Consider the following 14,942-nt stretch of genomic DNA (forward strand, 5'->3'; position numbering starts at 1 on the left):
TAATTATGGATAAAGAAAATAATAATCATTACTTAGAGAATGTTAATCGTAAAATAAAGAAGTTAGACAATATAAAAAAACAACATGAAATACAATTAATCGATCAAAGCAAGCTCTTAGAACATAGTAATAATGTCAGCGAAGGGTTAAAGTTTACAAATAATATGCTAAAAGATCATTATAATAGTTTACTTACATTACTTGAGCAACAGGGAATGATTTTTGAAATGAAATTTACAAATTACATTCCTCATCAATGGGAGAATTTGGTTATAATAAAAAAATCTAATGGATATGAAATTCAATCTAAAGCCGGTAGTTTTATAATGATGTTAAATAATAAGTATTCTAAGATCATACAAGATGTAAATAAAAAACAATCACAAAGTTTAATTGTAATAAGAGTTAGAGAGAGGTTGGCCTTGGTACAGTTAAGATTTAATTTAAATATAAAAGAAGTCGAATTATAAATTCGGCTTCTTTTATATTTTTGATATATTTATTTAGAAATTATTTAACTTCAGTTCTGTCTCTGTTGCTATCTCTGTCTCTTCCGAGGAAAGATAAAGCATATAGGCCACATAAACCTACTAGAGCGAAAATAATTCTTGTTAATGCCGAGCCAGTACCAAATAAGCTGGATACTAGGTCAAATCGGAAAAATCCAATTAATCCCCAATTTATAGCTCCTATAATAACTAATACTAGTGCAGTACCATCTAATGCTTTCATTGTAAACATCTCCTCTTTAATAAAGTCTTGTGATATTATTGTTTACAATTATTCAAAAATTATTACATTATTAAAAAAAATTATTTTATTTGACCATGCTTTTCGTAGTGAGCTATTTCTACAACAGCATTTGTTTCATCAACGAACACTACTGTGGGTTTAATTATTTTTGCTTCATCTTCATTTATTTGGCAAAAAGTCATAATTATTATTTTATCTCCAGGTTGGACACATCTTGCAGCCGCTCCATTTATACACATAACTCCACTACCAGCATCCCCTTCAATAGCATAAGTCTCAAATCTATTACCATTATCAATGTCTACAATTTGAACTTTTTCATATTCTAGAATGTTAGATTTTTCCATTAGTGATTTATCTATTGTTATACTTCCTACGTAATTTAATTTAGCCTGAGTGATTACGGCTCTGTGTATTTTAGATTTTAACATAGTTAATATCATATTAGTCCCTCCTCAATAAATTAAGCTTCATATATAAAATTATCAATTAATCTTGTTTTGCCAATATATATGGCTATGGCAACAAGAATAGGTTTGTTTGCAAAACCTATAACATCAAGGGACAAGGCATCTACAATTTCAATATAATCAATCTTCGCTAGTATTTCAGTTTGAATTTGTTCCTTTATAATCTCTTTTAGAATATTTGTTGACCGTTCACCATTTGACAATGCTTCCCTACATTTAGTTAAGCTTTTGTTTAGAATTAAAGCTGCTTCTCTTTCTTTTGGTGATAGATAAACATTACGCGAGCTTTTTGCAAGTCCATCTTTTTCACGTATAATAGGGCAACCAATAATTTCTATATCAAAATTTAAGTCTCTAACCATTCTTTTTATTATAGCTAACTGCTGAGCATCTTTTTGTCCAAAATAAGCTTTGTCTGCAGGAATTATATTAAAGAGTTTTGAAACTACAGTACAGACTCCAGCAAAATGATTTGGCCTTTTAGCGCCACAAAGACCTGTTGCTAGTTCTTTAACACTCACACTTGCTTCTATATCTTTATAATACATTTCGGTGGCTTTTGGTGCAAATATTAAATCTGCTCCAGCACCCTCACATACAATTTCATCCTTATGCAAATCTCTTGGATAAGAATCTAGATCTTCACTAGGACCAAATTGTATTGGATTTACAAAAATACTTACCACAACTTTCTCGTTTTCTTTTGCAGCGCGGCTTATTAAACTTGCATGGCCCGCATGTAAAGATCCCATAGTAGGAACTAAGGCAATGCTATAACCTTCTTTTTTCCAAACTTTGACTTGATTACGAACTTCGTTAATAGTTTTTACAGTATTCATTTGCTAGGGGCGTTAGTAACATATTGTTATTAATGCCTATTACACTTCCTTTCTTAAATAAATTTAATACAAATTTTTTAAAATTTCATCATCTATTTTAAAACAGTGTTCACTGGCGGGAAAAGTTCCTTCGGTTACTTCTTTAATATATGATTTAAATCCAGACCTCATTAGGTCACCTACATTCGCAAAATTTTTTACAAACTTTGGTTTAAAATCCTCAAACATATTTAGCATATCTTGATATACTAAAATTTGACCGTCACAGCCACCACCAGCACCTATCCCAATAGTTGGTATAGTTACTTCGTTTGATATAAGCTCTGCAAGTTTTGCAGGTATACATTCAAGTGTAATAGCAAATGCACCTGCATCTTCTATTTTTTTAGCATCTTCAATAAGTTTTTTAGCGTCTATGTTATTATTTCCTTGGACTTTAAAGCCTCCAAACATATTAACAGATTGAGGAGTTAGTCCAATATGACCCATAACAGGTATTTGAGCGGCAACTATTGCTTTAATTTGAGGACAAACTACAGCCCCACCTTCCAGTTTTATAGCTGAAGCTCCTGCTTCTTGTAAAAATCGTCCTGCATTTTTAACTGCATCATATAATGATGATTGGTAAGACATAAAAGGCATGTCTCCTACTACAAGAGCATTTTTAGTGCCTCGAACAACAGCTTTAGTATGATGAAGCATATCATCCATAGTGACACTTAAGGTATCTTTGTACCCAAGGCAAACCATACCTAATGAATCTCCTACTAAAATACCATTAACGCCACATTCATCAATAATTTTAGCCATTGAATAATCGTAAGCTGTAAGCATTGTTAATTTAGTACCTGCTTTTTTTGCAGCCATAAAGGTAGAAACAGAATTTTTCAATTTTTAATCCTCCTACATTTTTAAATATTATTTGAATTAATATTTATGATTTTTGGTTTTTATATAGAAAAACAAGGGTTGTGTAAAATTAAACAGGGTAAATTAAGTATGCGATTGCATCTGAATTGTTTATATTTAAAAGAAAACCAGAGGTTAAGTCATCTCCTTCGGAGCTGTAACCACTAGTATGAAATATTTCGAATTAGTAAATTTAAAAAACATCTCAGATAACTGAGAGGATGATACTCTTGAAGCGCCGTCTCATTCATGAAGATATGAGCAGATAATTTAATAATTTAATTTTTTTATGTTAAACAATAAAGTGCAGTTCGCAATCGATACTACCCAAAAATATTTTAGCATAAATTTATTTTTAATACAAACATAATTATACAAATATAATTATATAAATTAATGCATAAACTATTGATATATTGTAGAAAATGTTTGATAATGTATAATATACATTCATTTATAGAAAAGGTGGGATAAATATGAATATGGCCATGCAAATACTTGGTATGATAGCATTTACAATTGTTGTTTTTATAATATATTATGTTTTAAAAACTTATTTACTTAGTAAAATAAAAATTAATAAGTGGGTAGTGCTTGGAATAGCTATAGTATTTTTTATAGCACCTGTAATAATATGGCCAACTATGCCAATTATTGTATCTAGATATGTAATACCAGGAGTATTTGTTATTTTCGCTTTATGGTTTATGGATTTATCAGGATTTATGAAAAGAAAAAATATTTCTGGATCAAATTATACAAATACTGGTTATAAAAAAGATAAAAAAAATGATATAGTTATGAGGCCTAAGGCTAAACCAAACAGAGTTAAGAATAATAAAAAGTAAAAAAAAGAAGTACAAGTTTCTTATGGAAATTTGTGCTTCTTTTTTTTGAAAAAAATTTGACAATGGTTAAAAATCTTAGTAAAATTAAGGAATAATAACATATGCTGATTAAGATGGATATATATTCAATAAGGGGTTGAATGTAATAATTGGAAAGAATGTTTGAAAAACAAAATAAGCAGGTTATGTTTAAGCTAAGTATTATGGTAGATGATTACAATCATGTAATTATAATAGATGGAGCAATCAATGAGGAAAATTTCATATTATAAATATTATTTTAAACATAGCCCGAAATTGTAGGGGGCTAAAATTTATGAAACAAAAAAGAGCAAAAGAAAAAGGAGTAAAAAGAACGTCAATTAAAAAGAAATTTATATTATCAATGAGTTTAACAACGCTAGTGGCTTCATGTGTACTTGCAGGAACTTTTATAACATATTCGTATAAACAAATAAAAACTTCAACGGATGAACAAAATTCTAGCATTGCACAAAGTTCAGGTCAAAACATAAATACATATTTATCAAAATACGAATCTTCTATTAAGGAAGTAGCAAGTGGAATTGGAACCGTGGATAACGGCAAAGACAAAAATGTTATGATAACCAATATACTTAAGAATGCACAGAATAATGATAAATCCCTTGTTGATACATATTACATTAGTGCGAAAACAGGATTCATGGACATATTTCCTTGGAGTCCTTATCCAGGCGTGGCGCGAGATTTAAAAGCTTTTAAGGATACAAAAGCAAAAGGGGATATAGTATGGTTTGATGTTTACAAGGATAAAGGTGGAACAAAGGAAATGATGATTTCTATTACTTATCCTGTAAAACAAAATGGAAAATTCATAGGAGCTGTAGGATATGATATTAGTTTAACATCAATGGGCGATGTTAGGACAACTCTTGAAAAAGGAAATAGTAATAAGTTAATTTTCCTTGATAACAAGGGAACTCTAATAAGTTCTTCACTATTTACTCAAATGGGTAAAAATGTAGCTCCAAGTTTTTCAGGAAAAAGCGATGATAAAGGAATTGAAGATATTGTAGCAAATAAAGAAGATTTTAGCAAACAATATCCTTGGGGTGATAAGGTTTATAGCGATAAGAATGGAACAACTAAGGCAACTATAGCAGGCACCACTTACGATGCATCTTATTCAACGATAGAAGGGTTAAATTGGAAGATGATTTCATTAAAGCCTGAATCAGTAGTTACAAATAAAATAAGTTATTTAGTTAGGTTAAGTATTATAGTTTTAGTTGTGACATTGATACTAGTAGTTCTATTAGCTTTTCTAACAAGTGATAAATTGGTAAAAGGTATAAAACATATTAAAGATGTAGTTAATAAAACAGCAAAGGGTGATTTGACAATATTATTAGATATAAGATCAGGTGATGAATTAGAAGATTTATCAAATGATTTTAATGATATGACAAGGAATCTAAACTCTTTAATTTCGGAGTTAAACCAAAAATTTAAAGCAGTACAAGAAACAGCGAGTAGTTTGATTACTATATCAAAACAAAATAGTTTAGCAATTGGAGAGGTAACAAAATCTATAGGAGAGATATCTTCTGGAACACAAGGACAAACTCAACAGATTGAGGATGGAGCTTCTGCCATCGTAAGTCTTGGACATGAAATTGAAACAATAAGTGACAAATCATATTTAATAGAAAACTTATTAAATAAGACTACAAATGATATTGGTAAAGGTAATAATGATGTTAGAACCCTAGAAGGTTCATATGCAAAACTTGAAACATCACTCGGAATGGTTTCTGAAATTATTAGTGAATTAAATAAAAAATCAAATAATATAGCAGAAGTTACAAATGTTATAGCGGATATTTCAGAGCAAACTAATCTTTTATCATTAAATGCTTCTATTGAGGCTGCGAGAGCAGGTGAGGCAGGGAAGGGGTTTGCAGTAGTTGCAGAGGAAGTAAAGCAACTTGCTGAAAAATCTAAAGATTCGTCATTAAATATTAAAGAAATTATTGATAGCATAATAACTGATACAAGCTCTGCAGTTGAATTTATGAATAAAACCAATGGAATTAATCAAATTCAAAAGGAAGCTGTAACAAATATAAATATATCAATGCAAGAGATCACCTCTTCGATTGATGAGGTATTGTCACAGGTTAAAGAAGAACTTCAAGGCATAAAGAAAACTACTGGAGATAAGGATAATGTGGTTACAATGATAGATGGTATATCAGAAGTTGCACAAGAAACTTCTGCTTCTACAGAGCAGATAGTTGCTTCTATGGAAGAACAATCTGCTTCCTCAGAAGAAGTTAATAACCACGCTAATAATCTTATAGTATTAATTGAAGAACTTGAAGGGAAACTTGAAATGTTCAAATTTGAATAAATAATATGGCTAAATCAAGTAGAGGCAAAAGTATAAGAACTAATATAAAAAAGAGTATAAATTTCTAAAAGAAATTTATACTCTTTTTTATTTCGATGCTTTAAGTAGTCGGCAGAATATTGAAAGTCCCTCAAGTATCTTTGTTTTTTCTTCAGGTAAAGCATTTTGTATAGCATTAATGAAGGGTGTATACATTCTGTTCATTGTATTTTTAATATAATTGTTTACTTTTTCTGACATGAAAATTTGTGTAAATCGCCCATCACAAGTATCTTGTTTACGAATTACAGTTCCACGAGTTTCTAATCTATCGATAATTCCCGAAACTGTACTATGGGATAAGTTTAGTCTTTTACTAAGTTCTTTAAGGCTTAAACCATCTTCTGTAACTAATTCTCTCATAACGTTTAGTTGTGGGATTGTAAAACCACCGTTTAAGGTTATTGATTTTGTGAAAGTGTCTGAAGTTTTTTTTATTAAACGAACACTATCTACAATAAACTTTTCTACAAATTCATTATCGTTAATATCCATCATTGTTTCCTCCTGATAATTAATAATAATACAGTTTTAAATTATAAGTTGCATCACAACCAATAATACAAGTTTGCAATCATCTAGTCAAGGTATGGATTACTACTAAGATTGCCATTAGCAAATAAGAAATAAAAACCAAATAAGTAATTTCGTGTTGACATTTTAATAATGTGGGAGTAAAATAAGTTGCACGATGACGCGTCGTAACGGGACGTATTTAGATTTAGAGGGTAGGTGTACAAAATGAAGGGTAAATTTAAAGTATTATTAACAGTTGGTTTGGGCCTAGTTCTAGTGGTGGGGGGGTCTATTGGTGCATATTTTTGGTATAATTATACCCACTATTTATCAACGGATAACGTAGAATTAGTCGCTGATTTTATAAAAGTAACACCGCTTACCTCTGGAAAGCTTTTAGAATTTAATGTTAAGGAAGGTGACTATGTAGTTAAGGATCAGCTTATTGGAAGGTTAGAGGCTGGAGTCGATAGTGGTGCGGCCTCTAATATAAGAGCACCAATTAGTGGAGTAGTTGCTTCGAAAAGCGCACTTGTAGGAGAATACGAATCAAGTGCAACATCGCCTACACTTGCTTTAATAATGGATCCTCATCAAATTTATTTAATTGCTAATATTGATGAAACGGATATTGCTAAAGTAAAAATAGGCCAAGCAGTTGATATATCTATAGATCAATTTAAGGGGAAGAAATTTACTGGCAAAGTGAGCTCAATATCACAAGCATCAAATAATGCTTTTTCAATTCTTCCAGCTCAAACAAGTGGTACCTTTACAAAGGTTGTAGAAAGAGTACAAGTGAAAATTGGAATTAATAATTCTGATACTAAATTATTACCAGGTACAAATGCAATTGTAAAAATCCATATAAAGTAAGATTTTAAGTTAATTAAATGATTGGAAGGTGAATATTATTGAAATTTGAGTTAAAAGATATGATAAATAAGGGACTTAAAAATAAGTTCGTAAAAATAGCAGGTGTTGTAATAGTAGTTCTTGTTGTGGTCGTGATAGTAAAGAATACAGCGTTTAGTAGTAAATTAGCTAGTTCAGCAAAGGCATCTGATCAGAAAACTGCAACTGTAAAAAAAGGAAATATAACAACTCAGGTTGAAGGGGCAGGACCTATATATTTTACTAAAAGTAATAAAATTAATTCAAGAGTTGGTGGCAAAATTACAAAAGTTAACTTTAAAGTGGGAGACAAAGTTAAATCGGGAGACGTTATATATGAACTTGATGATAAGGATGCTAAGACTTCTGTAGATATTGTGAAGCAAGGGCTTAAGCAAAGTGAGGTAACCGGCGATGCGAGTAAAGAAGCTGTTTCAGACTTATCAATCAGTGCGCCATTTAATGGACAGGTGAAAAGTATTGCTGTAAATGTGGGTGATACAGTAGCGGCAGGTGGTGTAGTCCTTACGATTACAGATACTTCAAAGCTTAAGGTGCTACTTTCCTTTAATGCAAAAGATGTGGGCCAAATATCAATTGGGCAAGCCGCTAAGGTAAATATAACATCGATGACGCAGGCTGTAGATGGAAATGTATCGTATATAAGCAACCAACCATCATCAACGATTTCAGGTGGACAGATATATACTGTAGAAATTGTAATGAATAATCCAGGTGCTCTACTTGGCGGTATGACTGCTAGTGCAGATGTTAAAACATCTAAGGGAAGCGTAAGTAGCGCGAACACTGCTAGTATGAATTATATAAACAAGCAAGCGGTTATTAGCAAAACAGGGGGGACTGTTCAAGCTATTTCTGTTAAAGAAGATCAAAAAGTTGATTCTGGGACATCTCTTGTTCAGATGAAAAATGATTCTATTTTGAGAGCTCAAGAAACTACAAATATTGGAATGGAAACCACGCAAGACCAGATAAATTTAGCGACCTCACAGCTAGATTATTATAAAATAACTTCACCTATTAGTGGAGTGTTATCAACTGTGAATTTTCAAGTAGGAGATACTATAAATGCTGGCGTTGAAGTGTCGGAGGTTTTAAACCAAAATAATATGAAATTTGACATACCAGTGGATGAAATTGATATAGCTAAAATAGTTCCAGGGCAGCTTGCAAGTATTACAGCAGAATCAATTCCAAGTACCTTAAATACACCAGTTAAAGGAGAAGTTGAGACCGTTGCTTCTAAGGGGACATCTTTAAATGGGGTAACTTCGTATCTGGTAACTATTAGGGTTAAAAGCAATTTCAATTTATTTAAGGGTGGAATGAATGTAAATGCTAGTGTTCAAGTAATTAATAAACCTAATGTTTTATATGCTCCAATAAATGCTATAACAAATGGCAATGGGAGTAGTTACGTTTTATTAAAAGATAATAAAGGAATACATACAGAAGTGGAACTCGGAGTTAAAAATGATAAATATGTAGAAATTAAAAGTGGACTAATTGCAGGGGATCAAGTAATTTTAACGCAAACCTATGCTTCGACAGCAAATTAGGAGAGGATTAAAGCAAATAACCTGGTATTTAAAGGAAATATGCAAAGAAGGTAGGTGTAAAAATGAAGAGTAGACGTAAATTTTTATTATCCTCTGTTGTAGTCGTACTTATCTTAGCTTTAGTATATATCGTTGGACACTATTGGTATGAAAATACTTATTATATATCAACAGACGATGCTAAAGTCACTGGTGATTTTATTAAAGCTGTTCCACACTCCACTGGAAGGCTATTGAAATTTAATGTAAAGGAAGGTGATTTTGTATCTAAAGATCAGATTTTAGGATATATAGATGCTAACAGTGCTGCTGCTAATATAAGAGCCCCAATTAGTGGGACAATAGTTAAAGTAGTTTCACATGTAGGTGATTATGTATCAAGTAGTCAATTAACAACATTAGCCTTAATTGTTGATACAAAAAAAATATATATAAATGCTAACATTGAGGAAACAAAAATTAATAAAATACATCCGGGCCAGTCAGTTGATGTAACAGTAGATGAATATGTTAATAAAAAATTTATTGGCAGGGTAGAATCAATTGGGCAAGCATCTGAATCTGTTTTCGCAATTACTCAAAGTTCTACTAGTGGAACTTATACGAAAGTTGCAAGAATAATACCTGTGAAAATTGAGTTGAATAAAAATGACGTTAGTTTATTAACAGGTACTAATGCTACTGTAAAAATACACATAAAGTGAGGAAGTGATATAATATGGAAAACAAAGGAAATGATAACTCAAATAGGTGGCTTGTACTGTTTGTAGTAATAATCGGAACTTTTATGTCTGTATTGGATAGCAGTATCGTAAATATCGCTGTCCCTACTCTAATGTCTGTGTTTGGTGTAGATTTGGACAAGATAAAATGGGTATTAACTGCATATACTTTAGCACTTGGTGTAGTTATTCCATTTACAGGTTATCTAATGGAGAGATATGATTTTAAACAAATATATATGTTTGCACTTGGAATGTTTTCGGTTGGTTCACTTCTGTGTGGTTTAGCTTGGAGCAATAATACGATGATAATTTTTAGAATTATCCAAGCACTAGGTGGGGGTATGATTATGCCTGTAGGTATGGCTGTCGTTTTCAGTTTGTTCCCACCGAATGAACGAGGAAAAGCCTTAGGGATTTGGGGGGTAGCTGCTATGGTGGCGCCTGCTATCGGTCCAACACTCGGCGGCTATCTTCTACAAACTACAAGCTGGAGATTACTTTTTTACATAAATGTACCTATAGGGATAGCAGGAGTTATACTCGCTGGTATCATAATGAAAAAAGGACCTAAAAAACCAAAGATAGCTTTTGACTACCTAGGGTTTATTTCGATATCTATCAGCCTTGTAAGTTTATTATACGTATTAGGTGAGGGTACAATAGATTGGTCAAATATAGAAACTCAAATGCTTATAACAATAGGATGCTTAGGTATGGTTTTCTTTGTTATTAATGAACTTACACATGATAATCCATTGTTAGAATTACGAATATTTAAAGAATTAAATTTTTCTATAAGTCAAGGGTTATCAATAATTACTACATTAGCTATGATGGGTGGGATGTATGTATTACCTCTATTTTTGCAAAATGTACGAGGATTTACAGCAATGGAGACAGGTATGATTATGTTTCCCAGTGCTATAGCATCTGGTATTATGATGCCAATAAGTGGGGCACTTTTTGATAAGTTTGGTGCAAAGGCGTTAACAATTACTGGTCTTATAATCGTAGGTATCGCATCCTACAAATTTACTTTTTTAAGTATGGGTATGAGTAAGGAGACTATCACTATGCTTAATCTTATACGTGGTGTAGGCATGGGATTATGTATGATGCCAGTTAATACTGCCGGTATGAATTGCATACCACCACATTTAACTGCAAAAGCATCAGCTCTTTCGAATACCATAAGGCAGGTAACGTCATCTCTAAGTGTAACGATAATGACTTCACTAATACAAAGTAGAAATAGTTTTAATTATGCAAAACTAGCAAATGAAATAACTCCATTTAATCAAGTAGCAGTAAATTATATGAAAACACTTACAGGTGTCTACATGAATTCAGGGTACTCAGCTGCTAATGCCAAAGTAGCAGCAGTTACTGCTATTGCAGGGGGACTTGCTAGGCAAGCATATATTGATGCACAAACATATGCGATTGCTGTTACTTCATTAGCAATAGTTTTTGGAATAGTTTTAGTCCTATTTCTTAGAGAAAAAAAACAGCTACCAAAAGTGAAAAGTGTTGATTCCATGCAAGAAGAAATGCATATGGCAGATATGCTTGAATAATTAAATAAATGTAGATTATATTGTTAAGGGGGTTTTAAGATGGTTAAGGTTATACCACTAGTAATTACGATCAACCATAAATTTGGAAGTGGAGGAGCATATTTAGGTCAGAGAATTGCAGAAAAATTGAATATGCTGTATATTGATCATCAAATTATTGATATGACTGCACGAAAACTAAATATATCATCTGAGGAGGTAACAGCAGGTGATGAAAAGCCGACATCTTTTTGGCATTCTTTATTACAGTACTTTGCATATATCGATACAAGTACATACGCCGCTCTAGATTCGAAACCTGTGACTAATCATCAAATTTTTAATGCAGAGGCAGAAGCAATATTAGAATCTTATAAGGGGAAATCTGCTGTGATATTGGGACGTGGTTCTTCATATATACTTGCGAATCATCCTCGTCATGTAAGTGTTTTTTTGTATGCAGATAGTGCTTATCGGGCGTCACGCATTCAAGAAATTAATAACATATCAGAACAAGAATCACTGAAACTTGTTAAGTCTACCGATAAGATGAGAGATTTATATATAAGTGAAATGACAGGACATGAGCTTGAAGATGCTTGTCAATACCATCTGTCGCTGGATACAGGTATATTAGGACTTGATGAAACAGAAAAAATTATTTTAGAATATATTCATTTAAGGTTTGGAGAAATGTAAGAAAGTATATATTACTACAACTGCTATTCACTACGCTGAGTAATTCTAAACTAATTTTACTTAAAGATACTAAAAAGTACAAACTCGCTGACGCTCAAACATGTACTTTTCTTAACGTATCTTACGTAAAATAAGTTAAGGATTACTAACGCTTGTTCATATGCATTTTACGTAATATACACTTTCTTACCGTGTTAAGGAAAAGGAAAGAAATTATAAGTTCATAATTTCTAAATTAATAAAAAAGAGTATATATTACTACAACTGCTATTCACTACGCTGAGTAATTCTAAACTAATTTTACTTAAAGATACTAAAAAGTACAAACTCGCTGACGCTCAAACATGTACTTTTCTTAACGTAGCTTACGTAAAATAAGTTAAGAATTACTAACGCTTGTTCATATGCATTTTACGTAATATAGATTTTCTTACCTTGCTAAATAAAAATATTATAATTATTAATTAACAAAAGGATGGTGTAAAATGAAATTTCGAAGAATTACTATGAGTGTTTTTTTAATATTTACTTTTTTTATAAGTACAATTAGTTCGAATTTTGTCTCAGCTGTGACTGTTGCTGATTATTCAGGGGGGGTTGCTAGGATGAAGCAACTTGGGATTGTGAATGCAGCGGTAGTTTCTAATGCTATGACTAGGGGGCAATTTGCTAAATCTGTAGTTATAGCTGCTGATTTAGAGGATGGAGCCTTAGGAATGAGAGGGGCTACTATATTCCCGGATATTACATCGAATAGTGAAATGAGCGGTTATGTAAATATACTTTTAAATAAGGGATTAATAAGTGGAATGGCGGATGGAAACTTCCATCCTGAAATTGCAATTACTTATCAAGAAATTTGTACTGTTATTGTAAAGTTACTTGGATATGTTGATGGTGATTTAGTAGGAACGTATCCATCGAACTATATAAGTAAGGCAAAAACATTAGGAATAACTGATGATCTAAGTTATCAAAAGGGTGATAGAGTTACTTATAGGGCAGTAGCCGTAATGTTTGACAGGCTCCTTGACACCGATATAAAGGCTGCTGGGTCAACTACAACGGCTGTAACTTATTCTGATTCGATAAAGTTATATTCTGATTGTATTGTACAAGATAATTCAGTATCCTATGACAAGTTAGCAAAGAACGAAATATTAACAGATAAAGGTGTATTTAATGTTCCAGCTGCCGCAGGGAAACTTCAGGTTGGAGCAACTTATAGGCTTAAGATAGAGGATGGAGAAATTAAAAAGGTTTATGGTAAAGTAAGAGAGCCGGTAACCATTACTGCAAACACTATAGTGGGTAATGTTGTTAATTATGATGAAGATGGGACTACAAAAAGTATGATTCTACCATCTAGTATTACTTATTATTACCATGGCGTAAAGGAAGCTTATACAAGTATAAGTAATCTTTTAAAAACTAATTCTTCAGTAGTATTTGATTATAATACTAAAGTCTCATCTAGTTATGCTGTAATAACTGATCCTATATATAGTGACCCAGAGCTTGCATCAAATATTGATGTTAACTCTGATACATTAGGAAATATAGTATTTAATGAGAATACAAAGATTATAAAAAATGGTCAAGCTATTTTAAAAAGCGATATTAAAGAGACAGATGTAGTTTATAGTGTTACAGATTTAAATGGCGGTAATAAGTATATACTTGCTGTTGAAAATTATGTTGAGGGATACATTACAGATATTCCTGCTGATTCAAATAGTTTATATGATATTCAAATAGATAAGGTGAATTACAATTATAGTGATGATATGGATATTACGAAACTTGCCTCTTTTAAAGATGGCGATTTAGTCCGTGTAGTGCGAGATAAGGATGATAAATTATTAGATATAAAAAATATAGAAAATAAGACTGGAACACTTGCTGAATATATAATACTTGGAACCTCAGTTACAAGTGATGATTTATCAAATAATGAAATTCTTACTGATAAAGGAACTCTTCAGTGTCTTAGTGGGGTAATTTCTCCTGAGGTAGGTGCAAAGTACAAATTGTATGTTGACGGTACTATAATTACAAAAATTGACAAAAAGGAAAACACCACAGAAAATTATGCTGTTACTGAGAAAGTAGGAACAGATATGAAGTGGGAAAATGATAAGGATGTAACTAGTAGCATTAAGTTACCAAAGGCTACTGTGTATTATCATAATGGAGAAAAGGTTAATTATAATGTCGCAGTTACTGGTATCAGTCTTTATTCTTCAATAATGTTATCTAAAAACAGTGCCAATAATGGATATGAATATGCTGTTATTATTGATCCTGTCTTTAGTATACCAAAAGTTTATAGAAGTGGTGATACATCATTCTTAAAGGAAATGGATGATAGTGAATATTCATTTGTTTATAGTAATGAGATGTACACTGAGAATACACTTAGTGTGAATTATAACGATGTGGTTTATTTTGTATCAGATATTTGGAATAAAAACCGTTATATTTATGCTAGTAGAAAAAGTGCATTTGGAGATATTGATGGTTTTACACCAAATAAAATCAATGCAACTAGTATAAAAATTAATGGTACTACTTATGAGATTGGTAAATATTTTGATAAAAACAAACTTGATAAATATTATTCTGGTAATTTCATTAAAGTTATTCTAGGAGAAGATGGTAGCATAGTTGATATATATTAGTCTTTAAAATATTTAAAAAAGAAAATGTTAAAACAATA

Annotated in this window: 15 protein-coding genes; 10 read left to right on the forward strand and 5 right to left on the reverse strand. The window is 31.6% G+C overall.

From position 1 onward, the window contains the following. Nucleotides 1-5: 5 nt before the first annotated feature. Nucleotides 6-470 carry a hypothetical protein gene (locus tag LL038_RS23565; RefSeq protein ID WP_216171212.1) on the forward strand — a complete coding sequence of 155 codons (465 nt, stop codon included), beginning with the start codon at nucleotides 6-8 and terminating at the stop codon, nucleotides 468-470. Nucleotides 471-510: 40 nt separating this feature from the next. Here LL038_RS23565 and LL038_RS23570 read toward each other — a convergent pair whose 3' ends face one another. The 4 genes from LL038_RS23570 to panB all read right to left on the reverse strand — a co-directional run bounded on the left by LL038_RS23570 (nucleotide 511) and on the right by panB (nucleotide 2,953). Then, nucleotides 511-732, reverse strand: coding sequence for a DUF378 domain-containing protein (locus tag LL038_RS23570; RefSeq protein ID WP_216107761.1), 222 nt, complete (start codon nucleotides 730-732; stop codon nucleotides 511-513). Nucleotides 733-812: 80 nt separating this feature from the next. After that, entirely contained in the window at nucleotides 813-1,196 is a 384-nt protein-coding gene (gene panD / locus LL038_RS23575) for an aspartate 1-decarboxylase (RefSeq protein ID WP_216122823.1), read from the reverse strand. Nucleotides 1,197-1,216: 20 nt separating this feature from the next. Continuing rightward, nucleotides 1,217-2,062 carry a pantoate--beta-alanine ligase gene (gene panC / locus LL038_RS23580; protein ID WP_216122824.1) on the reverse strand — a complete coding sequence of 282 codons (846 nt, stop codon included), beginning with the start codon at nucleotides 2,060-2,062 and terminating at the stop codon, nucleotides 1,217-1,219. Nucleotides 2,063-2,125: 63 nt separating this feature from the next. Further along, the gene (gene panB / locus LL038_RS23585; RefSeq protein ID WP_216122825.1) at nucleotides 2,126-2,953 is read right to left on the reverse strand and encodes a 3-methyl-2-oxobutanoate hydroxymethyltransferase; all 828 of its coding nucleotides are present in this window, start codon (nucleotides 2,951-2,953) and stop codon (nucleotides 2,126-2,128) included. A 494-nt stretch (nucleotides 2,954-3,447) separates the two neighbouring features. Between panB and LL038_RS23590 the strand changes: the two genes are divergently transcribed. The 3 genes from LL038_RS23590 (at nucleotide 3,448) to LL038_RS23600 (ending at nucleotide 6,214) form a co-directional block, all read left to right on the forward strand. Continuing rightward, nucleotides 3,448-3,819 (forward strand): hypothetical protein, encoded by a 372-nt coding sequence (locus tag LL038_RS23590; protein WP_216122826.1) that lies wholly within the window; start codon nucleotides 3,448-3,450, stop codon nucleotides 3,817-3,819. Nucleotides 3,820-3,968: 149 nt separating this feature from the next. Then, nucleotides 3,969-4,091, forward strand: coding sequence for a hypothetical protein (locus LL038_RS23595; RefSeq protein WP_268055948.1), 123 nt, complete (start codon nucleotides 3,969-3,971; stop codon nucleotides 4,089-4,091). Between the two features lie 44 nt (nucleotides 4,092-4,135). Next, nucleotides 4,136-6,214, forward strand: coding sequence for a methyl-accepting chemotaxis protein (locus LL038_RS23600; protein ID WP_216122827.1), 2,079 nt, complete (start codon nucleotides 4,136-4,138; stop codon nucleotides 6,212-6,214). Nucleotides 6,215-6,301: 87 nt separating this feature from the next. On the opposite strand, the gene LL038_RS23605 is transcribed toward LL038_RS23600, so the two are convergent. Then, nucleotides 6,302-6,751, reverse strand: coding sequence for a MarR family winged helix-turn-helix transcriptional regulator (locus tag LL038_RS23605; RefSeq protein WP_253199909.1), 450 nt, complete (start codon nucleotides 6,749-6,751; stop codon nucleotides 6,302-6,304). Between the two features lie 243 nt (nucleotides 6,752-6,994). Between LL038_RS23605 and LL038_RS23610 the strand changes: the two genes are divergently transcribed. The 6 genes from LL038_RS23610 (at nucleotide 6,995) to LL038_RS23635 (ending at nucleotide 14,904) form a co-directional block, all read left to right on the forward strand. Then, nucleotides 6,995-7,645 (forward strand): efflux RND transporter periplasmic adaptor subunit, encoded by a 651-nt coding sequence (locus LL038_RS23610; RefSeq protein WP_216122828.1) that lies wholly within the window; start codon nucleotides 6,995-6,997, stop codon nucleotides 7,643-7,645. Nucleotides 7,646-7,683: 38 nt separating this feature from the next. Beyond that, the gene (locus tag LL038_RS23615; RefSeq protein WP_216122829.1) at nucleotides 7,684-9,243 is read left to right on the forward strand and encodes an efflux RND transporter periplasmic adaptor subunit; all 1,560 of its coding nucleotides are present in this window, start codon (nucleotides 7,684-7,686) and stop codon (nucleotides 9,241-9,243) included. 62 nt (nucleotides 9,244-9,305) lie between these two features. Beyond that, nucleotides 9,306-9,947 carry an HlyD family secretion protein gene (locus tag LL038_RS23620; protein WP_216122830.1) on the forward strand — a complete coding sequence of 214 codons (642 nt, stop codon included), beginning with the start codon at nucleotides 9,306-9,308 and terminating at the stop codon, nucleotides 9,945-9,947. Nucleotides 9,948-9,961: 14 nt separating this feature from the next. Further along, nucleotides 9,962-11,545 carry a DHA2 family efflux MFS transporter permease subunit gene (locus LL038_RS23625; RefSeq protein ID WP_216122831.1) on the forward strand — a complete coding sequence of 528 codons (1,584 nt, stop codon included), beginning with the start codon at nucleotides 9,962-9,964 and terminating at the stop codon, nucleotides 11,543-11,545. A 39-nt stretch (nucleotides 11,546-11,584) separates the two neighbouring features. Next, on the forward strand, nucleotides 11,585-12,223 hold the full coding sequence (locus LL038_RS23630) for an AAA family ATPase (protein WP_216122832.1): 639 nt from the start codon (nucleotides 11,585-11,587) through the stop codon (nucleotides 12,221-12,223). A gap of 485 nt (nucleotides 12,224-12,708) precedes the next feature. Further along, a complete protein-coding gene (locus LL038_RS23635) occupies nucleotides 12,709-14,904 on the forward strand; it encodes an S-layer homology domain-containing protein (protein WP_216122833.1) in 2,196 nt (731 codons plus the stop codon). Nucleotides 14,905-14,942 lie beyond the last annotated feature (38 nt).

The sequence above is a fragment of the Clostridium estertheticum genome, from assembly GCF_026650985.1.
GTDB lineage: Bacteria > Bacillota > Clostridia > Clostridiales > Clostridiaceae > Clostridium_AD > Clostridium_AD estertheticum_C.

What these genes read in the sequence shown, in the direction of transcription:
- LL038_RS23610 (WP_216122828.1), top strand. Translation starts at nt 6,995, where the DNA reads ATGAAGGGTAAATTTAAAGTATTATTAACAGTTGGTTTGGGCCTAGTT.
- panD (WP_216122823.1), bottom strand. Translation starts at nt 1,196, where the DNA reads ATGATATTAACTATGTTAAAATCTAAAATACACAGAGCCGTAATCACT.
- panC (WP_216122824.1), bottom strand. Translation starts at nt 2,062, where the DNA reads ATGAATACTGTAAAAACTATTAACGAAGTTCGTAATCAAGTCAAAGTT.
- LL038_RS23570 (WP_216107761.1), bottom strand. Translation starts at nt 732, where the DNA reads ATGAAAGCATTAGATGGTACTGCACTAGTATTAGTTATTATAGGAGCT.
- LL038_RS23605 (WP_253199909.1), bottom strand. Translation starts at nt 6,751, where the DNA reads ATGATGGATATTAACGATAATGAATTTGTAGAAAAGTTTATTGTAGAT.
- LL038_RS23630 (WP_216122832.1), top strand. Translation starts at nt 11,585, where the DNA reads ATGGTTAAGGTTATACCACTAGTAATTACGATCAACCATAAATTTGGA.
- LL038_RS23620 (WP_216122830.1), top strand. Translation starts at nt 9,306, where the DNA reads ATGAAGAGTAGACGTAAATTTTTATTATCCTCTGTTGTAGTCGTACTT.
- LL038_RS23565 (WP_216171212.1), top strand. Translation starts at nt 6, where the DNA reads ATGGATAAAGAAAATAATAATCATTACTTAGAGAATGTTAATCGTAAA.
- LL038_RS23625 (WP_216122831.1), top strand. Translation starts at nt 9,962, where the DNA reads ATGGAAAACAAAGGAAATGATAACTCAAATAGGTGGCTTGTACTGTTT.
- LL038_RS23635 (WP_216122833.1), top strand. Translation starts at nt 12,709, where the DNA reads ATGAAATTTCGAAGAATTACTATGAGTGTTTTTTTAATATTTACTTTT.
- LL038_RS23590 (WP_216122826.1), top strand. Translation starts at nt 3,448, where the DNA reads ATGAATATGGCCATGCAAATACTTGGTATGATAGCATTTACAATTGTT.
- LL038_RS23600 (WP_216122827.1), top strand. Translation starts at nt 4,136, where the DNA reads ATGAAACAAAAAAGAGCAAAAGAAAAAGGAGTAAAAAGAACGTCAATT.